This is a genomic window from Pseudomonas sp. S2_A05, from assembly GCF_054668485.1.
The window spans coordinates 4,875,001-4,895,842 of record NZ_CP162775.1; the positions used below are offsets into that span (position 1 = coordinate 4,875,001).

Here is a 20,842-nt window from a genome sequence, read left to right on the forward strand (position 1 = left end):
AATCAAGCTCGGAGATAGCTGGTTCTCCTCGAAAGCTATTTAGGTAGCGCCTCATGTATCACTGTAGGGGGTAGAGCACTGTTTCGGCTAGGGGGTCATCCCGACTTACCAAACCGATGCAAACTCCGAATACCTACAAGTGCCGAGCATGGGAGACACACGGCGGGTGCTAACGTCCGTCGTGAAAAGGGAAACAACCCAGACCGTCAGCTAAGGTCCCAAAGTTATGGTTAAGTGGGAAACGATGTGGGAAGGCTTAGACAGCTAGGAGGTTGGCTTAGAAGCAGCCACCCTTTAAAGAAAGCGTAATAGCTCACTAGTCGAGTCGGCCTGCGCGGAAGATGTAACGGGGCTCAAACCATACACCGAAGCTACGGGTATCACCTTCGGGTGATGCGGTAGAGGAGCGTTCTGTAAGCCTGTGAAGGTGAGTTGAGAAGCTTGCTGGAGGTATCAGAAGTGCGAATGCTGACATGAGTAACGACAATGGGTGTGAAAAACACCCACGCCGAAAGACCAAGGTTTCCTGCGCAACGTTAATCGACGCAGGGTTAGTCGGTCCCTAAGGCGAGGCTGAAAAGCGTAGTCGATGGAAAACAGGTTAATATTCCTGTACTTCTGGTTATTGCGATGGAGGGACGGAGAAGGCTAGGCCAGCTTGGCGTTGGTTGTCCAAGTTTAAGGTGGTAGGCTGAGATCTTAGGTAAATCCGGGATCTTAAGGCCGAGAGCTGATGACGAGTGTTCTTTTAGAACACGAAGTGGTTGATGCCATGCTTCCAAGAAAAGCTTCTAAGCTTCAGATAACCAGGAACCGTACCCCAAACCGACACAGGTGGTTGGGTAGAGAATACCAAGGCGCTTGAGAGAACTCGGGTGAAGGAACTAGGCAAAATGGCACCGTAACTTCGGGAGAAGGTGCGCCGGTGAGGGTGAAGGACTTGCTCCGTAAGCTCATGCCGGTCGAAGATACCAGGCCGCTGCGACTGTTTATTAAAAACACAGCACTCTGCAAACACGAAAGTGGACGTATAGGGTGTGACGCCTGCCCGGTGCCGGAAGGTTAATTGATGGGGTTAGCTAACGCGAAGCTCTTGATCGAAGCCCCGGTAAACGGCGGCCGTAACTATAACGGTCCTAAGGTAGCGAAATTCCTTGTCGGGTAAGTTCCGACCTGCACGAATGGCGTAACGATGGCGGCGCTGTCTCCACCCGAGACTCAGTGAAATTGAAATCGCTGTGAAGATGCAGTGTATCCGCGGCTAGACGGAAAGACCCCGTGAACCTTTACTATAGCTTTGCACTGGACTTTGAATTTGCTTGTGTAGGATAGGTGGGAGGCTTTGAAGCGTGGACGCCAGTTCGCGTGGAGCCATCCTTGAAATACCACCCTGGCAACTTTGAGGTTCTAACTCAGGTCCGTTATCCGGATCGAGGACAGTGTATGGTGGGTAGTTTGACTGGGGCGGTCTCCTCCTAAAGAGTAACGGAGGAGTACGAAGGTGCGCTCAGACCGGTCGGAAATCGGTCGTAGAGTATAAAGGCAAAAGCGCGCTTGACTGCGAGACAGACACGTCGAGCAGGTACGAAAGTAGGTCTTAGTGATCCGGTGGTTCTGTATGGAAGGGCCATCGCTCAACGGATAAAAGGTACTCCGGGGATAACAGGCTGATACCGCCCAAGAGTTCATATCGACGGCGGTGTTTGGCACCTCGATGTCGGCTCATCACATCCTGGGGCTGAAGCCGGTCCCAAGGGTATGGCTGTTCGCCATTTAAAGTGGTACGCGAGCTGGGTTTAGAACGTCGTGAGACAGTTCGGTCCCTATCTGCCGTGGACGTTTGAGATTTGAGAGGGGCTGCTCCTAGTACGAGAGGACCGGAGTGGACGAACCTCTGGTGTTCCGGTTGTCACGCCAGTGGCATTGCCGGGTAGCTATGTTCGGGAAAGATAACCGCTGAAAGCATCTAAGCGGGAAACTTGCCTCAAGATGAGATCTCACTGGAACCTTGAGTTCCCTGAAGGGCCGTCGAAGACTACGACGTTGATAGGTTGGGTGTGTAAGCGCTGTGAGGCGTTGAGCTAACCAATACTAATTGCCCGTGAGGCTTGACCATATAACACCCAAGCAATTTGCTGACCTGAAAAGGCACCAGATTGCGGTGTGTGAAGACGAAACGAACCGAAAGTTCGAAATTCACAAACACCTAGCTGTCACATACCCAATTTTCTGAAGCGAGGCCATCCGGTCCCGAGTCAGTACCCGAATTTCTTGACGACCATAGAGCGTTGGAACCACCTGATCCCATCCCGAACTCAGCAGTGAAACGATGCATCGCCGATGGTAGTGTGGGGTTTCCCCATGTGAGAGTAGGTCATCGTCAAGATTAAATTCCGAAACCCCAATTGCGAAAGCAGTTGGGGTTTTGTTTTAGTAGAAGTTCCTGTTTTTGCTGGTTTGTTACCGTGTTGACGGGCCAGATAAAGAATTTCTTGACGACCATAGAACATTGGAACCACCTGATCCCATCCCGAACTCAGCAGTGAAACGATGTATCGCCGATGGTAGTGTGGGGTTTCCCCATGTGAGAGTAGGTCATCGTCAAGATTGAATTCCGAAACCCCTGTCTGCTAACGCAGACAGGGGTTTTGTCATTTAAGCGTGTACGAAAGATCATGCCGTTCTGCGAGTCTTGCTGCTGCGTCTTGCCCGCCACTTGCGCCACCAGATATAAACGCCCGTCCCTGACAACCCCGCAATCAACACACCCAGTACCGCGATCATTACCTGCCCTGTCACCCCGATGATCCGTCCCCCATGTATGGGCAACTGGAGTCGATAGAACTGCTCTCCAAGCGTGCCCTGTCCCGCGACCTCCTGTCCCAATAATCGGCCATCGGTACCGTGAAAGAACAACCAGGATTTACCGTGAGCGTCCGTATCGTGCTGTCCAAATCCTGCGCCGTAGAAGTTGTACTCAAAGCTGTAATACAACTCGCCGATCGCGGCCGTCAGTCCTAATCGTTCCCCTTCCTGCAATGCCCTTTCGTACGCCTGTTGATAGCTCAACTGTGTCGTCCCCAGTTGATTGGCGGGCATTCGTCCTCTGGCTTCATAAACGCTCGGCTCGATGGGCGAAAACAAAGAAACCGCAGGCTTGAACACTTGGCTCGGCAAGTTCATTGCTACGCTGCTGACGGCGATCGGTAACAGCAGTAGCCACAACCACAATCCTCCGGCGCGATGCAGGTCGAAGTTCAAGCGGTAGGCATGCCCGCCTTTGACCTTCCAAGCAGTCGCCCACTTCTTCCAGAAGGGCTTGCCGCGCGGCAAGGTCAGGAACAATGCGACAAAGCAGTCGATCACCCACGCGATCGCCACCCCACCCATCAACAGCAATCCCCAGTTACCCGGCAATGTCAGGTTGTAGTGAAACTCCAGAATGAACGGGATGAAGTTCTCCCGCTGAAAACAGCATTCACCCCAGTAGCGCGCGCCTTTTTGCTCCGCGCTGATCGGGTCCAGATAGAACACCTGATTGCGCTCATCGAACGGCTGGCCCGTCGCCGGATCTTTACGCGGAACGGCCGCCAGCAGCGCCGTATGCCCCGCCTCCTGCGGATACTCCATGTACCAGACTTGCAGTTTCGGATGTGCAGTTTGCACCGCCTCTACCAACGCGCCGGGCGGCAGGCGCTCACCCACTGACGTCGCTTTATAGAATTGCGGATTCAGCCATTCATCCAGTTCATGATTGAACGCCAGCACACTGCCTGTAAGGCCCGCCAGCAATAGAAACACCGCAATGGCCAGGCCGATATATCGATGCAATAAAACCAGAAACGCACGCATACAAAACACCCCGAAGAAACGACAAAGCCAGCCCCTGATATCAGGGGCTGGCTTTTTTATGCACAGAACAATGCTTTAGAACTGATAGCTGACGGTCGCCGCTACGTTGCGTTCTTCGCCCATGTAGCAGAAGTTGAGGCTGGCGCAGGACGCGACATAGGATTCATTGGTCAGGTTGTTCGCGTTGAGCCGTACATCCACACCCTTCAAGCCGACCTTGCCCAGGTCATAACCAATCGAGGCATCGAACAGCGTGTAAGACGGCACCTTCATCGTGTTCTCCGCATCGGCCCAGCTGTAGCCGACATAGCGCACCCCACCACCCAGGCGCAGCCCATCAAGTGCGGCGCTGTCGAACTTGTAGTCAGCCCACAGCGAGGCCATGTGGCGCGGCGCTTGAGTTGGCGAGTTGCCCTTGTTCTCGATGACATCGGTCGGCGTGCTCAAGGTGCTGATCATCGATTTGGAATATTCGATATCAGTGAAGGTGTAACTGCCGAGCACTTTCAAGTTATCGGTCAGTTGCATATGCGCTTCCAGCTCCAGACCTTGCGAGCGCACGGCGCCGACCGCGCGATAGAAGTTTTCCTGCGGCAGTTTGGTCGCGAGGTTTTCCTGGTCGATGCGGAACAGCGAGGCGGTGAACAGGTTATCGGTGCCCGGCGGCTGATACTTCAAACCGACTTCCCACTGTGTGCCATCGGTAGGGGCGAGTGGATTACCGGCGCTGTCGGCATAGGAGTTCGGGTTAAACGACTCGGAGTAGCTGATGTATGGCGCCAGACCGTTATCGAACAGGTATAACGCGCCGGCGCGGCCAGTGAGTTTCGTGCGCCGATCATTGATTTCTGTACCAACCGGACGCCCCGCTTCGGCGATGCGGTTTTCATCGGATGTCTCGACCCAGTCCTGACGCAGGCCCAGCGAGAAGCGCCACTTGTCCATCTCGATCAGGTCTTGCAGGTACACACCGGTCTGTTCGAGGCGACGCAGATAGCTGGTGTCGCCGTACATTTCGATCGCCGAGTTGCCGTATACCGGATTGAACGCATTGATCGGCGCCAGTCCACCACTGGTCCAGTCGACCACGGTTTTGCGCCGTTGATAATCCGCGCCCATCAGCACCGTGTGCTTGGTCGCGCCGGTGAAGAATTCGGCCTGCAACATGTTGTCGACGATGAACGCATGCAGGCGCTCATCACCGCCGGTGTAATAGCGGTTCAGTTCATTGCTGGTCGGGGTGGTCCAGCCATAGGCGTAGACCTGATCCATGTTCACTTTGGAATCGAGATAGCGGAAGTTCTGCCGGGCGGTGAAGACATCGTTGAAGCGATGTTCGAACTGATAGCCAAACGACTGCTGGTCACGGGAGTAGCCATCGATCCCCGGCTCGCCCTCGAAGAAGCGCGGCGAGATGCGCTCGCCATTGCGCTGATGGACTGTGCCGTCCGCCGGAACGCCGCCGTGATAGCCGCCGTCCGGATCGTGCTGCAGATAGGCTTGCAGAGTCAGCGAGGTGTCTTCGCTGAAATCGACGCTCAGCGTCGGCGCAAGGGCGAAGCGTTTTTCCTTGTTATGGTCGAATTGCGTGTCGGACTGATCGCTTAGTCCGGTCAGACGATAGGCAATGCGCTTGTCGTCATCGACCGGACCGCTGAAGTCAAAACCAACCCCACGCTGGCCTTGCGTCCCCACTGTCGCCTGCACCTGATGGTAGGCCTCATACAACGGCTTTTTGCTGGTCAATGCGACCAGGCCTCCGGGCGAACTGCGGCCGTACAGCACGGACGACGGGCCTTTGAGAATGTCCACACGCTCAAGGAAATACGGATCGACCTGCATGGTGCTGTAGGTGCCGCTGTCGCCCATCGACTTGAGGCCGTCGAGGTAGATGTTGTCCACCGAGCCGTCGTTGAAACCGCGCATCGCCACGTAGTCGTAACGGTGCGTAGCGCCATACGGGTTGGTCAGCACGCCCGGGGCGTAGCGCATCGCTTGCGAGACGGTCTGCGAGCCTTGGTCATCCATTTGCTCGCGCGTGACCACCGATACGCTTTGCGAGGTTTCCAGCAATGCGGTACTGGTCTTGGTGGCGATCTGGCTGTGCGTGGCGTTGTAGCCGGCCATGCTGCCCAGCGCGTTGCCGAGGGCAAAACCTTTGATATCAGTGGTCGGCAAGGCCAGAGCTTCGCTTTCAGCGAGTGGGCGCAGAATGTAGCTGCTGCCGTCCTGGCTGACGGCTTCCAACCCTGAGCTGCCGAGCAAATGGCTCAAGGCCTGGTCGGTCGAATATTCACCCTGCACGCCGGGTGATTGCTGACCTTGAGTCTGTTGCGGTGTCATCGCCAGGGTGATACCGGCCTGCCGGGCAAACTGATTCAACGCCTCGCCCAATGGCCCGGCAGCAATGTTGTAGCGGTGGCTGATCTCGGTGCCGGTGTTGGCGGCCAGACTCAGGCTCGGTAACACGCTGACGCCCAGCGCGGTGGTCAGCAGTGCGGCCCGAACCGCATGGCGCAGCAGTGTCGATTCTGCAGTGAAATTCAGAGGGTTCTTACAAGTGGCGCGGACAGTCATTGTGGATTTCCGTAGGCAGTCGCGGGGGCTGAGTTGAAGTGCTTACTGACTAAGCCGGACTGCCTGCGAAAACCCGCCAAAAAATGTTCAGACCGCACGCTCCAGAGTCACCCACCAACGGGTGCGATAACGCAATTGCACCGGCAGCGTCTGCGGCAGGACCGCCAGCAGCCTGTCGGTGTCCTCCAGACGGAACACCCCAGAGAGGCGCAAGTCTGCGATATCCGCCGCGCAACTCAGAAACCCCGGGCGATAACGGGCGACTTCAGCAAGAAAATCACCCAGGCGCATATTGCGCGTGACGATCAAACCGTCGAGCCAGGCGCCCGCATCCATATCCGGCGTAGGCGCTGCGCGCAAACCGCTTTGGTTGACCAGAAAACTTTGCCCGGCGAGCGCTTCGAGGGAATGACCGCCAGCGCGAACCAACACTCGGCCGCGGGTAACGCTGAGCCGCGTGCACTGATCGTCCTGACGCAAAATGAAACGCGCGTCGAACGGTTCATAACTCCCGTGGCGATTCTGTACGCGCAGCGGTCGATCGGATGCCGCGCCTTCGTCAGAGCCGCCGCAGGTAACGATGATTTCGCCACGGGTCAGTTTGATCAGGCGCTGCTGCGCGGTGTAATCCAGGTCCACGGCGCTGGCGGTATTGAGTTCGATGCGCGTGCCGTCGGGCAACTGGAAACCGCGCCGTTCGCCGGTCGCCGTCGCGTAGTCGGCGCTCCATTGCTGCCAAGCGGCGCTGTCCTTGGCCAGCCACGCGGCGGAGCCCATCAACAGCGCGCCCGACAACAACTTCAAGGCCTGGCGTCGGCCCAGCCCCTGCGCACTGTTTTCCAAGGTATTGAAAGCGACCTGCGCACCCGGCACGGCGCGCAGACTGGAGCTCAATTCGGCTTGCAGCGACTGTACCCGCTGCCAGGCGATTTCATGTTCGTGATGCTCGGCGCGCCACTGCTCGCATTGGCGAGTCAGCCGCGAATTACCGTGGTTATTGCGCAGCCGCAGCAGCCAGTGAATCGCTTGCTTGACCACGTGGTGACGCGGTTCGACGCGGCGACCGAGTGAGAGATTATCCACAGGCATCAGCTTTCATATCGCAACACATAGCAGTGATACAGCGCATCGGCGACGTAGCGTTCCACTGAACGTACCGACACGCCCAACTGCTCGGCGATCTGTTTGTGAGTCAAACCTTCGCACTGCGCCAGGAGAAACGCCTGACGCACTTTCGGCTTCAACCCCTCAAGCATGCGCGCAATGCTTTCCAGCAGTTCCAGCACCAACGCGCGCGATTCGGCGTCAGGTACTTCGCCTTCAGGCAAATGAGCAATGGTTTCCAGATAGGCCCGCTCGATTTCCTCGCGACGCCAATGATCGATCACCAGGCCGCGCGCGATGGTCCGCAGGAAAGCGCGAGGCGCTTTGAGTTCGAGGCGTTCAGTACGTTGCAGCAGGCGCAGGAAAGTGTCCTGAGCCAGATCCGCCGCATCCGCTGCGTTGCCCAGCCGCGCGCGCAACCAAGCATTGAGCCAGCCGTGATGACTACCGTAAAGCGCCTGTACGACCAACTCAGGTGAAGACATGACACGCCAGCCCGAACGTCACAAATGATAATTAGTCGCATTGTCATCAAGGGTTACAGATTTTGCAACCGTCGTCCCTATGGCGGTTGTGAAAAATTCCCTCGCAGCCGCTCTGGCACGCCGTCCGGCGGGAATCCTGTCCAGAAAGCGTCCATTTCTCACGCGGCCCTAAGATTTCTCCGCCGTTGGCCGACAGACTGGTGAGAAATGCGTGCACCAAAGTAGAGCGGCCAGAAGAACGCTGCCTGCGCTGTACATGGAATGTTGCAACCGGAACGCATCCCCACTTTTGGCATAAGAAGTCCCATGAAATGAATCTCAAGTTCAGCCATAAAATCCTCCTGGCCGCTTCGGGCGTCGTCGTCCTGGCGTTCGCGCTGTTCACGCTCTACAACGATTACTTGCAGCGAAACACCATTCGCCAGAATCTGCAGTCCTCTGTGCAGCAGGCCGGTGACCTCACCGCCAGCAGCGTGCAGAACTGGATGAGCGGACGGATTCTGGTGCTGGAAAACCTCGCGCAGAACGTTGCCCATCAAGGCAGGAATGCCGACTTGCCGGGCCTTGTCGATCAACCGGCCTTCACTTCGAATTTCCAGTTCACTTATGTCGGGCAGGCCAACGGTGTCTTCACCCAGCGTCCCGATGCGAAGATGCCGGACGGTTACGATCCGCGTCAGCGGCCTTGGTACAAGCAGGCCGTGGCCGCCGACAAAACCATGCTGACCCCGCCGTACATGGCGGCCGTCGGTGGCCTGGTGGTGACCATCGCCATGCCGGTGAAAAAGGACGGTGAATTGCTCGGTGTGGTCGGTGGTGACCTGAGCCTGGAAACCCTGGTGAAGATCATCAACTCGGTGGACTTCGGTGGCCTCGGCCATGCGTTTCTGGTCAGTGCTGACGGTCAGGTGATCGTCAGCCCGGACAAAGATCAGGTAATGAAAAACCTCAAGGACATCTACCCGAACACCAGCGTGCGCATCGAGAAGGGCAACCAGAACGTCGTGCTCAACGGTCAGGAGCGCATTCTTTCGTTCACCCCGGTCAGCGATCTGCCGAATGCGCAGTGGTACATCGGTCTGTCGATCGATCGCGACAAGGCCTATGCCGCCCTCAGCCAATTCCGCACCTCAGCGCTGATCGCGATGTTTGTCGCGGTCGCGGCGATTGCTTTGCTGCTGAGCCTGTTGATCAACGTGTTGATGCGTCCGCTGACCACCATGGGCCGCGCGATGAAAGACATTGCCCAGGGCGAGGGCGATCTGACCCGGCGTCTGGTGGTCGAGAGCAAAGACGAGTTCGGTGAACTGGGCAGCGCGTTTAACCAGTTCGTTGAACGGATTCACGCATCGATTTCCGAAGTGTCGTCGGCGACTCGTCACGTTCACGACTTGTCGCAACGGGTGATGGCGTCGTCCAACGCTTCGATCGTCGGTTCCGACGAGCAAAGTGCGCGCACCAACAGCGTCGCGGCGGCGATCAATCAGCTGGGCGCCGCTACTCAGGAGATCGCGCGCAACGCGGCGGATGCTTCGCAGCACGCCAGTGGCGCCAGCGAGCAAGCTGACGACGGTCGTCAGGTGGTCGAGCAAACCATTCAGGCGATGACCGAGCTGTCGCAGAAAATCAGCCTGTCGTGCACACAGATCGAAACCCTGAACGCCAGCACCGACAACATTGGCCACATTCTCGATGTGATCAAAGGCATCTCGCAGCAGACCAACCTGCTGGCGCTCAATGCTGCCATCGAAGCCGCACGTGCCGGTGAAGCCGGGCGCGGTTTTGCCGTGGTCGCCGATGAGGTGCGCAACCTTGCGCATCGCACCCAGGAATCGGCGGAAGAGATCCACAAGATGATCACCTCGCTGCAGGTCGGCTCGCGTGAGGCGGTGAGCACGATGAACGCCAGTCAGGCGTCCAGCGAGCAAAGCGTGGAAGTGGCGAATCAGGCCGGTCTGCGTCTGGTCAGCGTGACCCAGCGCATCGGCGAAATCGACGGTATGAACCAGTCGGTGGCAGCTGCGACTGAAGAGCAGACTGCGGTGGTGGAAACTCTCAACGTCGACGTCAACCAGATCAACCTGTTGAACCAGCAGAGCGTGGCCAACCTCAACGAAACGTTGAAGGATTGTGATGCGTTGTCGCAGCAGGCGAACCGGTTGAAGCAGTTGGTCGACAGCTTCAAGATCTGATTCACAGATCGCAGACCGCGTTATCGTTCTTCGCGAGCAGGCTCGCTCCCACAGGGAAAATGCATTCCAAATGTGGGAGCGAGCCTGCTCGCGAAAGCGGCGGTTCAATCACCGCCAAACCGATGCCTTAAACAAACAACTTCAAGACATTCCCCATCGCATCATCGGCAAACCCTTGCACGAATTCCCTGAATCCCGGCAACGCCTCTTCCCCACCGGAAGCCGGTTCGGCAATGATCGTCCAGGTCGCTCGCGACTTCCCTTCGCTCAGCGATTCCACCTGCATTGCCGCCCACAGATTCGCCACCCCCAGGGTGTTGTAAATCGTCGTCCAGGTCATGCGCTGTGCCTGTTCATCGCGCGAGTTGAGTTGTTCGACCACGACGTTGCCGTCCTTGAAGATTTTCTTGCGCAGCGAAGACACGCCCTCGCCGGTCATTTCGGTGTGCGACAGCGCCGGAATGAATCGTTCGAAGCCAGCGAAATCGCCAACGATCGCCCAGACTTTTGCCGCGTCCGCCGGCACTTCCACCGACGACACAACGTGGCAGCCTTGCGGGTTTTTGATCAGGGTGTCGGGTTGCAGATTGCTCATGGTGTTGCTCCTTTGGGATGAGTCAGATGAAGTTGATTTCTTTCAGGTAGTCGCAGCCGCGACGCAGCAGCGCCGGGGATTTCTGCGGGTAGTGCGCGCCCATCTGCTGCACGCCGGCCTCGGCGTTGGCGTGGCCGATCAGCGAGATGTCGCCGATGTCTTCTTCAAAGCCGTTGAGGTAGAAACCGAGCACGCCGAACAGCGCGTTGTCGGCGTCGACCCGACTCAGTTGCTGTTGCCAATCGGCGACGCTGACCAGCGCAAACTCGCTACCGGTTTCGCGGAACGAAGCGACGTAGGCATCCCAGCTCAGCGGCTCGGGGTTGTGCAGGTTGAACACCGCACGATCCGCTGAATAACGGCTGGCATGGAAGGCGATGAAGCGGGCGAGAAAGTCCACTGGCATCAGGTCGAAATTCAGCGCAAAGGCCGGTACCTGACCGAGCTGGATCGAGCCCTTGAGCATCAGCATCAAACGGTTCTTGTGCGGCTGGCAAACGCCGCTCAGGCTGTTGAAGCTGATGTTGCCGGGGCGATACAGATTGACCCGCACACCCTGCTCGCGCGCCCGTTCGAGAATGCGTTCGCCGACCCATTTCGACAGGTTGTAGCCGTTGCGAATGTAGATCGGCGGCGTCGCGGCGGCGGGCAGTTCCAGCACTCGACCGGCGTCATCCACGGTGCTGGATGCCGACAGCGTCGAGACAAAGTTGAAGAGCTTTTTGCGCTGCCCTTCGCACAGCTTCAGCAGGGCGAAAATCGGCTCGACGTTGTCCGCCGCCAGGGACTCGTAATCGAGCACGTGGTTGACGTTGGCGGCGTTGTGTACCAGTGCACCGAACTCGCGGTCCAGGCGCTGATAATCCTCATCGCCCAGGCCCAGTTGCGGGCGACTGATATCAGCTGCGTAAACCCGCACACGGCTGAGATCGAGGTGCTCCAGACGGTTTTCGCGCAGTGCCTGAGCGAAGCGTTGCGTCGCCGTTTGCCCGGCGCTATCACGTACCAGACAGGCGACCTCGCTGGCGCCCCAACCGAGCAGCGCTTCGACGATGTGCACGCCGACAAAACTGTTGGCACCGGTGACGATGACCTTGTGCACATCGCCCATGCGGCTGATCGGTAACGGTTCGATATCCAGCTCGCGCTCGGCGTCGGCCATGGCTTGGGCGCTGAGTACCGCGCTGTCGTCGGTGCCGCGCACCAGCGTCGCCAGTTTGCTGATGGTCGGCTGTTCGATGAAGCGATTGATCGAAATGCTTCGGCCGAATTCCTCACGCAAGCGCAGCAACATCCGCGACAGCAGAATCGAATGACCACCGAGATTGAAGAAGCTTTCGTCAGTGGAAATGTCGCTGGTCGGCAGCTCCAGCAATTCGGCCCAGATCTCCAGAAGCAGCGCTTCGTCAGCATTGGCCGGCAGGCATTTCGCAGCGCTGTCCTGCACCGTCACCGGCAATGCAAGCAGCGCGTTGCGATCGACTTTGCCGTTGCTGGCGAACGGCATCTGCGCCAGTTCAGTCCACGCTACCGGTTGCATGTAGTCCGGCAGAAACTGCCGGGCGTGAGCCTTCAATTCGTCGCGGGCAGTCTCGATTTGTGGCTGGGCGATAAACGCCAGAATGCGTCGCTGACTGTCGATGACCACGGCAATCTGCCGATACAAGCGGCTCTCGCGCAGGCAGCGCTCGATCTCTTCCGGCTCGACGCGAAAGCCACGGATTTTCACCTGATTGTCGCGCCGCCCGCACAGCTCGATACCGTGCTCGCCCCACTGGGCCATGTCGCCGCTGCGATAGGCGCGCAGGGTCTCGCCCCCGGGCAAGGACAGGTTCAGATAGCGCTCGGCGGTCTGCTGCGGATTGTTCAGGTAACCGAGGCAGACACCAGGCCCGACGATGAACAGTTCACCGACGGTTTGATCGGGCACCGGTTGCAGATCGTCGTCGAGAATCAGCACCCGACTGTTGGCGATTGGCCCTCCCAGCGTGCGGTTGCTGTCGCCCGGTTTGAGCTGGCGCGCGGTGATCAGCACGGTGGCTTCGGTCGGGCCATACAGGTTGTGCAGGGTGCCTTGGCGGGTCAGTTGCTCGATGACGTACGGCTCGCAGACATCACCGCCGGTCATCACCTGCACGCCCTCCAGTTGCTCCAGTGGCAGGATGCTCAACAATGCCGGCGGCAGGAAGGCGTGGGTCAGTTGCCGTCGGCGAATCAGCGCAACCAGCTGCAATGGATCGCGGCGCTGGGTGTCGTCGGGCACGACCAGTTCCGCCCCTGCGAGCAGGCTGGGGAAGATGTCGATCAGTGACGAATCGAAGCTTAGCGAAGAGAACTGCAACACCCGGCTTCCGGCGTGCAACTGCACGTAGTCGGCGTACCACGCGGTGAAGTGGGCGAGATTGGCCTGGCTGAGCAGCACGCCTTTAGGATGCCCGGTGGTGCCCGAGGTATAAAGCGCCATGCACGGCGCATCAAGTTCCGGGCGGTGCTGCATCAGCGGCCGATCGAGATCGGCTTTCGGCGCTTCGATGTCACTGACATCCAGCCCCGCTATCGATTCGCTGAGCGCCTGCCGTCCATCGTGAAGCAACAGCACCGCGCCGGCGTTTTCCAGGATGTATTGCTGGCGCGGCAACGGATGGCTCGGCTCCAGCGGCAAGTACACCGCGCCGCTGCCGAGAATCGCCAGAATCGAGGCGAACAGTGCCGGGCTTTTGCCTTGGCAGACAGCGACCACCCACGGCTGCGAATGTTGCTCGAGCAAGGGCAGCAGGCGCTGTTGAATCGCGCGGCTGTGGGCGTGCAACTGGCGGTAGCTGATGGACTGTCCGCCGAGGTGCAGGGCAGGTCGTTCGGCATGTTCGATCAGGCTCTGTTGCAGGCGCTCGATCAGCGGGATTTGCGCTTGTTGCAGCAGCGCCGGGTTTGCCGTGTCGTTGAGACGGTGGACATACGCCAGTTTGTCGATAAACAGCAGGTCTTCCAGCCGTTCGAAATCCGGCGCGATCAGCGCAGGGGCATGGCGGAAATAATCGGCATCGCGGGAAAAGCGGCTGACCAGCAACGCCACCTCATCGACCACATGGGCAAGCGCTCGTTGGCGTAGCGACTGACCGTTGCCGGACGGCTCATCGCCAATCGGCACACGGCTGATCAGCGACGAGCCGAGAAAGCACAGCAAGTCGAGGGTCGGCAGGCCGCCATGGTCTTGCGCGGCGACACCCAGGCGCAGGTGCAGATGCGGGATCGCGCAGAAGTCGCCGGCAGCGATAAAACCATCGTCGATGATCAGATCCACCGCCGTTTGAGCCACGCCGCTGCGGGTCACAGCATGGCCATGCTGTTCGAGCTCCCGGGCCAGATCGGTCATGGCCTGGCTGGCGCCGGTGAGCAAAATGTCGAGACGTTTCATGTCAGCCTCCTCAAACCAGATAGTCGCGCAGCGCGTGCTGCACGCACGGTGTGTCGAGCAGCGAGCTGTTGTGGAAAAACCTGACGATGTTGCCCACCAGCGGGTGGTGGCGATTGATCGGGAAGGCCAGTCCGGCGATTTCTTCGCGCAGTGAATGGCGCGTGGTTTCGCTGACCGGCAGCGCATCGATCAGGCGCAAATCGAAGGACTTCTGGATGTCGTTGGTCAGGTAATGGCCGATGAACACCGGCAGAATCTGCGCGATGGTTTCGCGGTCTGCGTCGCTGGCGGTGTGCCAATAGATGCGCACCATCCGCGCCCAGAAACTCGAGTGGCGACCTTCGTCGAGCAAGTGGTCGGCCATCAGGCCCTTGATCGACGGCTTGACCGAATCGTCGCGGGCGAACGCGGCGACATCACCGGTCACGGTGTTTTCGGCGATCGCCACGCAGATCAGTTCCACCGCGCTGCGCAGGTGTTCCGGCGCCAGCGCAACAGCGGCGGGAATCGCCCGGCTCAATTCGATTTCGTCGGGCAACGGAATCGGTTCGATACCGGTCAGTGCCACCGTTTGCTGCATGAAATCCATGGCCACCAGCGCGTGGTAATCCTCATCGACCACCACGGTCATCGCGTCGTAACGACAGGCGAACGGGAACGCCACGGCGAAGCGATTCTTGGCAATGCTGCGGGCGGTCTTGTCGACGATTTCGGTCTCGAAAATCACTACGTCATTGATGAATTTGTACAACGTCTGCACCAGGGCGAAATCACGTTGTTGCGGGCATTCACGCAGGAAGGTTTCGCTGAGCACCAGCGGCTGGCGGCTGAGTGGATAGATCAAGCGCTGATCGTCTTCGAGCAACCGCCGTGGACGGGTGCGGATGGTCGCGCGGCTTTCCCAGGCCTCGGCGAAGGATTGATAGTCGGCAGCGTTCATTGGGCCACCTCGGCAACTTCCACGCCCATGCTCAAGCGCAGCCCGTCCCACAAGGCGATGCGGCTTTCCACGGCAGCGATGGCGCTGGCGTAAACCTCGGCTGCGCGCTGCGGATCGCCATCGACCAGACGCTCCAGCAACTGTTCGGCGGCGGGGCCATGGTCTTCGGAATCGACTTCGATATGCCGTTGCAGGTAGTAGCGGAAGGTCGGCGCCTGTTCGATGCCGATGCCCCAGTCATCAAGGATGCGCTGGAACATCGTCGGAATAACGCTCTCGCGACCGTGCAGGAACGCGGCGGCAACGCTGTGTCCCGGCGCCTCCAGGGCAATGCGCAAGGTATCGCGAACAAACTGTGCCGCCGCCGGGTCGACGTCGACGCTTTGCAATGCGACGTCATAACTCACGCCTTCGCGCTGCAACGCGACGAAGCGCTCCACCGCCGAGGTGCTCGCGCCGATTTCGCGCATCGCATCCAGGTACAACTCGAAGTGGCTATAATGGCCGGCATCGAGGCGATCGTCCGATTCCTCGCCCAGCACGATCTCGTTGATCAACCGAGCGGCGTGGGGATCGCGCGGCGGCAACCAGGGCAAACGCGTGCAGGTCAGTTCCTGTTGCAGGCGCTTGGTCAGCGACATGAAGTCCCATACGGCAAATACATGGGTTTCCATGAAACGGCGTAATACCGATAACGAAGTAATCTCGGAAAAGATCGGGTGAATACTCAGTTCGGCTTTCTTCAGGGCGAGTTGCTGCTTAGTAGGCATCATGATGTCCTTTATCATTGATATGAAGTGCACGGTTCTTTGCCATTGCTTTAAACGGTCGAGCAAGTTGGATGGGAACTTGTCCGGGCAATAGCTTGATTGCGGTGTAACGCCGTTGCGGCGCCACGGTTGCTACATCTGCTGCGTAAGGTATGCCGCGCTGAACGGCGACGTTCAAACCTGGCGAGAGAAAAACTAATACAGGGCAAATGCATTTAACAAGTTTATTTTTAATTATTTTAAGTTGGCTGTTTTTTGAATATGAGAGTGGCCGATAAAACTTTCGGATCAAGTTTTATTTGGGCGTAGTTACTCCTTTCGGCTAATAACGGCCAAAATCGATAACAAGAGTGAATGCCTCACTCGAAGCAACTTTTTAAACAAGGGAAGTTTATGAATTCAAAGGGGGCGAAAGTTGGCCGGGACCGGCGCCATGACTTCCTGTTTCCCGTGACAAGGCTCCTTCCGTAGGTTCCTGTTGCGGGGACTGTGCCGTCAGGGCGGCGCGTCCCCGTTCTGTAGGGGTGGCGCTGGAAGAGTGCGGGTAAATTGCCGTCAGGGCTATTACCGATTGGTCATCGGCGGGCAGCGGAAACGCGTCGGCAGGGTCGGGGCGGTCGCCAGCGGGCACGCCGATCCGCTGCCAGACCCGGCAGCAGAGCGGTCGCGAAGATTTGTAAGGGGATTATTCGACGTACGAGATATCAGCGTGCGGTGTGGCGCTTCTGTGCGGCGGGAGTCGCGAGGTAGCGGGTGATGACCTCGACGCCACGGTTGAGGTGCTGCTCCAGCATTTCGAGCGAGCGCGGGATGTCCCGCTCGATCACGGCCTGGAGCATGGCGCGATGGTCATCCTGGGACAGCTTGCCCAGGCCCATGGCTTCCAGATTGAAACGCAGAAAACGTTCTTCTTCATTCAGACCGTCTTCCACCAGACGCAGCAGTCGCTGATTGGGCGCCTTGCTGTACAGGGCCATGTGGAACAGACGGTTGAGGCGGCCGATCTCGTTGTAGTCGTGCTGCGCTTCCAGTTCTTCGATGTAGCCGGCGGCGAGTTGATGCTCGGCCTCAGTCAGCAGCGGAATGGACTGCCGCAATGCCTCCGATTCGAGCAAAATGCGCAACTCGTAGGTTTCAGCGGCATCGCCCTGGATCAGTGGCGCGACTACGGCGCCTTTGTGCGTGGTGACGCTGAGCAGCTCTTGCGCTTCGAGCTGACGCAAGGCTTCGCGCACCGGCATGCGGCTGACCCCGAACAGATCGGCCAGATCCTGCTGGCGCAGCGCAGTGCCACAGGGCAGGCGGCCATCGAGAATGGCCGAGCGCAGGGTCTCTTCAATCACCGACCGGGCCAGATGCGCAGGAATCGGTCCTTCGACTTTGATGCTGTGCAGCGGTTTGGGCTTCTGAGTCACGACAACACACCCTGTAGGTCGCAATATTTGGATCCAAATGACACTAGTGATTGCTCTACAGGTTGTCAAACCTTGTAAAACGTTGCGCGGCAATCTCAAGTCTAGCGGGTCTTCGATGATCTCACGGTGCCATTGTTTTTTGCCGGGCTAAGCTTCACCATCAAACGCCTCCTTTTTACCCATCTGGAAACCTGCAGTGGCGGTACGTTTCGCGATCCCTCGGACCTTGCGCTGGCTTGGCTGCGCATTGCTGCTGGCCGGTGTCATGCTGGGCGGTCTGCACGCCGATTGGGATTTTTCCGCGATCAGCCGCAAGGCCACTGCTCTTTATGGGCCACTGGGCGCCGGGCAGCAGCGCATCGATGCCTGGCAGAATCTGCTGGCGACGCAGAAGCAGGCCAGTGAGATGGACAAGCTCAAAGTGGTGAACCTGTTCTTCAACAAGCAGGTGCGTTACGTCGAAGACATCGATCTGTGGCGCGAAGTGGATTACTGGGAAACCCCGATCGAAGCGCTGTGGAAGGGCGCCGGCGACTGCGAAGACTACGCCATCGCCAAGTATTTCAGCCTGCGCCATCTCGGCGTTTCCAGTGACAAGCTGCGCATCACCTACGTCAAGGCGCTGCGGCAGAACCGCGCGCACATGGTGTTGACGTACTATGCGACCCCCGATGCCATGCCGCTGGTGCTCGACAGCCTGATCGATCCGATCCAGCCGGCGGCGCAGCGAACCGATTTGCTGCCGGTCTACTCTTTCAATGCCGAAGGCCTGTATTTGCCCGGCGCCAAGGGCAACAAAAAGGTCGGCGACACCAAACGCCTGTCACGCTGGCAGGATGTGCTGAAAAAAATGCAGGCCGAAGGTTTCCCGGTCGAGACGACTAACTAGGAGCACGCGCTCAGATGTCTTTGTTCAAACAGCTGTTGATCGCTATCTGTCTGTTCCTGGTCGTGGCCTTCACCGGCAGCTTCATGGTCAGCCTGGAGAGCTCGCGCACCCAGTACGTCAACCAGTTGCGCTCCCACGCACAGGACGCGGCGACGGCGCTGGCGTTGTCGCTGACGCCGAATATCGACGACCCGGCGATGGTCGAGCTGTTGGTCAGTTCGATTTTCGACAGCGGTTATTACGCGAGCATCCGCGTGGTCGACGTGAAGACCGAGCAGACCATTGTCGAGCGTAGCGGTACCCCGGCGGTGAGCAACGTGCCGGACTGGTTCGTCAAATTGATCGGCCTCGAACCGGCGGGTGGCGATGCGCTGGTCAGCCGTGGCTGGGAGCAGGCGGCGCGGGTCGAGGTGGTCAGCCATCCGATGTTCGCCGTGGCCAAGCTGTGGCAGAGCGCACTGGGCAGCCTTGGCTGGTTGCTGATCTGCGGCGCATTGAGTGCGGTGCTCGGCGCGCTGTTGCTGCGTCGGCAGTTGAAGCCGCTCGATTACATGGTCCAGCAGTCCCATGCGATTGCCCGCCGCGAATTTCTCAGCCTGCCGGATCTGCCGCGCACGCCTGAATTGCGTCGCGTGGTGCAGGCGATGAATCAGATGGTCGAGAAGCTCAAGACATTGTTCCAGGAGCAGGCCGAGCGCAGTGAAAAACTGCGTACCGAGTCCTATCAGGACAACCTCACCGGCCTGGCCAACCGTCGTTATTTCGAGATGCAACTGAACAACCGTGTGAGCAACCCGGAGCAGGCCAGTTCCGGTTATTTGCTGCTGTTGCGGGTCAAGGATCTGGCCGGGCTCAACCAGCGTCTCGGCGGCCAGCGTACCGACCAATTGCTCAAGGCTGTCGGTGAGCAACTGACCCGCGAGTGCGCCAGATATCCACAAACCCAGGACTTGGTCACGCGTATTCGCGGCGGTGAATTCGCCGTGCTGGCGCCGGGGCTGGTGCGTGAGGAAGCGCTGCAGCTGGCGCAGAATCTCGACAATGCCTTGAGCAGCCTGCATGCCACTGGCGCGACTGATGTGCCAGCGGTGGCTTCGATCGGGCTAGCGCCCTTCGCTCACGGCGACTCCCCGCAAGCGGTGCTGACACTGGGCGATCAGGCACTCGCGCAGGCCGAAGGGCAGGGCGAGCAGAATTGGGCGTGCATCGATCAGAGTCTGGTGGCGGAGGTCGGTGACGACCATCACGCTTGGCATCGACTGCTGGATCAGGCTTTGAGTCAGCAGCGTTTCGAGTTGTATTTCCAGCCGGTGGTCGCCGCGCAGGACACGCAACTGGTGCTGCATTACAAGGTCCTGTCGCGCTTGCTCGACGAGCAGGGCCAGACCATTCCCGCCGGGCGCTTTCTGCCGTGGCTGGAGCGCTTCGGCTGGACCGCGCGGCTTGATCGGCTGATGCTCGAACGCGTGCTTGATCAGATGAAAGGGCACGAGGATTCGCTGGCGCTGAACCTGTCCTCGGCGACGCTGGCCGACCCGCAGGCGCTGAACAAAGTCTTCGAAATTCTGCGCGCGCATTCCAATCTCGGCGCGCGTCTGACTCTGGAAATCGGTGAGGAGCAATTGCCTGAACAGGCCGTGCTGGAGCAGTTGACCCGACGCCTGCGCGAGCTTGGCTTCTCGCTGAGCCTGCAGCGCTTCGGCGGGCGCTTCAGCATGATCGGCAACCTGGCGCGGTTGGGTCTGGCGTATTTGAAGATCGATGGCAGCTACATTCGGGCGATCGATCAGGAGAGCGACAAGCGCCTGTTCATCGAAGCGATCCAGCGCGCGGCGCACAGCATCGATCTGCCGCTGATTGCCGAGCGGGTCGAGACTGAAGGGGAGTTGTCAGTGATTCGCGAGATGGGCTTGTATGGCGTGCAGGGGCAGTTGCTCGGTGAGCCGAAGCCTTGGGGGTGAGCCAATAAGCGCCCTCACCCTAACCCTCTCCCAGAGGGAGAGGGGACTGACCGTGGGATATTTACGAGATACGCCGACGTGCAAGAGCTCCACTGAATCCAAAATCGACTCGATCTCTCAGGTCGATGGATAGCGCAAGACACCTCGATCGGCCCCCTCTCCCTCCGGGAGAGGGCTGGGGTGAGGGTAAGCTTTGGATCCTGGGAGGATCAGATCAACCCGCCCTCATCCTCATCGATCAACTGGCTCAACCCGCCCAGCGCTTCACGTGCCTGGGTACGATCCATCAGTTTGGCCTGGGCCGCCGCTGGCAGGTCAGTGACGCGGATCACGCCTTTCTGGGTCAGCACCTGAATCAGGTCGTCGAGTACCCGAATCATTTCAAAGTCGCTCTGCTTGAGCTGTTTGAGGCTGTTTTCCACGGCTTCGTTGGCGTACCACGCCTGAATCTCATGGTTATCGGCGGGCAGCGTTTCCGTGGCCTCGGCGTACGCCGCAGCTTCCACGCGAATCAACTGGCCTTGCGCATCGCGTTGCACGTAAAACATTGAGCATCCCTCACAAATGAACAGCGTCATGCTGTCAGCAGCATAGCCAACTGCGGGCCAGTATGCGGGGCGCCGATGAAATCGTCACCGCTACATTGC

13 protein-coding genes, 3 rRNA genes and 1 pseudogene (1 of these 17 cut by a window edge) are annotated in these 20,842 nt (G+C 58.9%); 7 read left to right on the plus strand and 10 right to left on the minus strand.

Annotated features, from left to right (window positions below; translation table 11 throughout):
* From AB4O12_RS22270 to rrf (AB4O12_RS22280), 3 genes are all read left to right on the plus strand, one after another.
* Positions 1-2,116 (plus strand): 23S ribosomal RNA (locus AB4O12_RS22270) (it extends 778 nt beyond the left edge of the window).
* A 154-nt stretch (positions 2,117-2,270) separates the two neighbouring features.
* Positions 2,271-2,386, plus strand: a 5S ribosomal RNA gene (gene rrf, locus AB4O12_RS22275).
* 105 nt (positions 2,387-2,491) lie between these two features.
* Positions 2,492-2,607: ribosomal RNA gene (rrf, locus tag AB4O12_RS22280) — 5S ribosomal RNA — on the plus strand.
* Positions 2,608-2,673: 66 nt separating this feature from the next.
* On the opposite strand, the gene AB4O12_RS22285 is transcribed toward rrf (AB4O12_RS22280), so the two are convergent.
* The 4 genes from AB4O12_RS22285 to AB4O12_RS22300 all read right to left on the minus strand — a co-directional run bounded on the left by AB4O12_RS22285 (position 2,674) and on the right by AB4O12_RS22300 (position 8,018).
* The gene (locus AB4O12_RS22285) at positions 2,674-3,852 is read right to left on the minus strand and encodes a PepSY-associated TM helix domain-containing protein (protein WP_095181160.1); all 1,179 of its coding nucleotides are present in this window, start codon (positions 3,850-3,852) and stop codon (positions 2,674-2,676) included.
* Between the two features lie 75 nt (positions 3,853-3,927).
* Positions 3,928-6,429: a TonB-dependent siderophore receptor gene (locus AB4O12_RS22290; protein ID WP_150637821.1), complete on the minus strand. Its 2,502-nt coding sequence runs from the start codon at positions 6,427-6,429 to the stop codon at positions 3,928-3,930.
* An 87-nt stretch (positions 6,430-6,516) separates the two neighbouring features.
* A complete protein-coding gene (locus AB4O12_RS22295; RefSeq protein ID WP_460059743.1) occupies positions 6,517-7,518 on the minus strand; it encodes a FecR domain-containing protein in 1,002 nt (333 codons plus the stop codon).
* Positions 7,518-8,018 (minus strand): sigma-70 family RNA polymerase sigma factor, encoded by a 501-nt coding sequence (locus AB4O12_RS22300; RefSeq protein WP_041479723.1) that lies wholly within the window; start codon positions 8,016-8,018, stop codon positions 7,518-7,520. The genes AB4O12_RS22295 and AB4O12_RS22300 overlap by 1 nt, the downstream gene beginning before the upstream one ends.
* Before the next feature lie 311 nt (positions 8,019-8,329).
* Between AB4O12_RS22300 and AB4O12_RS22305 the strand changes: the two are divergent.
* Together AB4O12_RS22305 and AB4O12_RS22310 are read left to right on the plus strand one after the other, a co-directional pair.
* Positions 8,330-9,307: pseudogene (locus AB4O12_RS22305) on the plus strand (cache domain-containing protein); the annotation flags it as partial.
* 117 nt (positions 9,308-9,424) lie between these two features.
* On the plus strand, positions 9,425-10,210 hold the full coding sequence (locus AB4O12_RS22310) for a methyl-accepting chemotaxis protein (RefSeq protein ID WP_370593577.1): 786 nt from the start codon (positions 9,425-9,427) through the stop codon (positions 10,208-10,210).
* A gap of 127 nt (positions 10,211-10,337) precedes the next feature.
* On the opposite strand, the gene AB4O12_RS22315 is transcribed toward AB4O12_RS22310, so the two are convergent.
* The 5 genes from AB4O12_RS22315 to AB4O12_RS22335 form a co-directional block, all read right to left on the minus strand.
* Positions 10,338-10,805 carry an SRPBCC family protein gene (locus AB4O12_RS22315; protein WP_457264746.1) on the minus strand — a complete coding sequence of 156 codons (468 nt, stop codon included), beginning with the start codon at positions 10,803-10,805 and terminating at the stop codon, positions 10,338-10,340.
* Between the two features lie 22 nt (positions 10,806-10,827).
* Positions 10,828-14,220: a non-ribosomal peptide synthetase gene (locus AB4O12_RS22320; RefSeq protein ID WP_460059744.1), complete on the minus strand. Its 3,393-nt coding sequence runs from the start codon at positions 14,218-14,220 to the stop codon at positions 10,828-10,830.
* 10 nt (positions 14,221-14,230) lie between these two features.
* Positions 14,231-15,160 (minus strand): diiron oxygenase, encoded by a 930-nt coding sequence (locus AB4O12_RS22325; protein ID WP_460059745.1) that lies wholly within the window; start codon positions 15,158-15,160, stop codon positions 14,231-14,233.
* A complete protein-coding gene (locus tag AB4O12_RS22330) occupies positions 15,157-15,933 on the minus strand; it encodes a DUF3050 domain-containing protein (protein WP_236169884.1) in 777 nt (258 codons plus the stop codon). Before AB4O12_RS22330 ends, AB4O12_RS22325 begins: the two co-directional genes overlap by 4 nt.
* Positions 15,934-16,634: 701 nt before the next feature.
* Positions 16,635-17,345, minus strand: a complete 711-nt coding sequence (locus tag AB4O12_RS22335; RefSeq protein ID WP_056786898.1) for a GntR family transcriptional regulator — start codon at positions 17,343-17,345, stop codon at positions 16,635-16,637.
* Positions 17,346-17,541: 196 nt separating this feature from the next.
* Between AB4O12_RS22335 and lapG the strand changes: the two genes are divergently transcribed.
* Both lapG and lapD read left to right on the plus strand, forming a co-directional pair.
* The gene (lapG, locus tag AB4O12_RS22340; RefSeq protein WP_056786901.1) at positions 17,542-18,234 is read left to right on the plus strand and encodes a cysteine protease LapG; all 693 of its coding nucleotides are present in this window, start codon (positions 17,542-17,544) and stop codon (positions 18,232-18,234) included.
* 14 nt (positions 18,235-18,248) lie between these two features.
* Positions 18,249-20,195: a cyclic di-GMP receptor LapD gene (lapD, locus tag AB4O12_RS22345; RefSeq protein ID WP_252868571.1), complete on the plus strand. Its 1,947-nt coding sequence runs from the start codon at positions 18,249-18,251 to the stop codon at positions 20,193-20,195.
* A 209-nt stretch (positions 20,196-20,404) separates the two neighbouring features.
* On the opposite strand, the gene AB4O12_RS22350 is transcribed toward lapD, so the two are convergent.
* The gene (locus AB4O12_RS22350) at positions 20,405-20,743 is read right to left on the minus strand and encodes a hypothetical protein (protein ID WP_016772279.1); all 339 of its coding nucleotides are present in this window, start codon (positions 20,741-20,743) and stop codon (positions 20,405-20,407) included.
* Positions 20,744-20,842: the final 99 nt, after the last annotated feature.

Excerpts from the sequence above, each read along its gene's own strand:
- AB4O12_RS22285 (WP_095181160.1), bottom strand. The coding sequence starts at position 3,852 with ATGCGTGCGTTTCTGGTTTTATTGCATCGATATATCGGCCTGGCCATT.
- AB4O12_RS22320 (WP_460059744.1), bottom strand. The coding sequence starts at position 14,220 with ATGAAACGTCTCGACATTTTGCTCACCGGCGCCAGCCAGGCCATGACC.
- AB4O12_RS22325 (WP_460059745.1), bottom strand. The coding sequence starts at position 15,160 with ATGAACGCTGCCGACTATCAATCCTTCGCCGAGGCCTGGGAAAGCCGC.
- AB4O12_RS22310 (WP_370593577.1), top strand. The coding sequence starts at position 9,425 with ATGGCGTCGTCCAACGCTTCGATCGTCGGTTCCGACGAGCAAAGTGCG.
- AB4O12_RS22330 (WP_236169884.1), bottom strand. The coding sequence starts at position 15,933 with ATGATGCCTACTAAGCAGCAACTCGCCCTGAAGAAAGCCGAACTGAGT.
- AB4O12_RS22350 (WP_016772279.1), bottom strand. The coding sequence starts at position 20,743 with ATGTTTTACGTGCAACGCGATGCGCAAGGCCAGTTGATTCGCGTGGAA.
- AB4O12_RS22295 (WP_460059743.1), bottom strand. The coding sequence starts at position 7,518 with ATGCCTGTGGATAATCTCTCACTCGGTCGCCGCGTCGAACCGCGTCAC.
- AB4O12_RS22315 (WP_457264746.1), bottom strand. The coding sequence starts at position 10,805 with ATGAGCAATCTGCAACCCGACACCCTGATCAAAAACCCGCAAGGCTGC.
- AB4O12_RS22290 (WP_150637821.1), bottom strand. The coding sequence starts at position 6,429 with ATGACTGTCCGCGCCACTTGTAAGAACCCTCTGAATTTCACTGCAGAA.
- lapD (WP_252868571.1), top strand. The coding sequence starts at position 18,249 with ATGTCTTTGTTCAAACAGCTGTTGATCGCTATCTGTCTGTTCCTGGTC.
- AB4O12_RS22300 (WP_041479723.1), bottom strand. The coding sequence starts at position 8,018 with ATGTCTTCACCTGAGTTGGTCGTACAGGCGCTTTACGGTAGTCATCAC.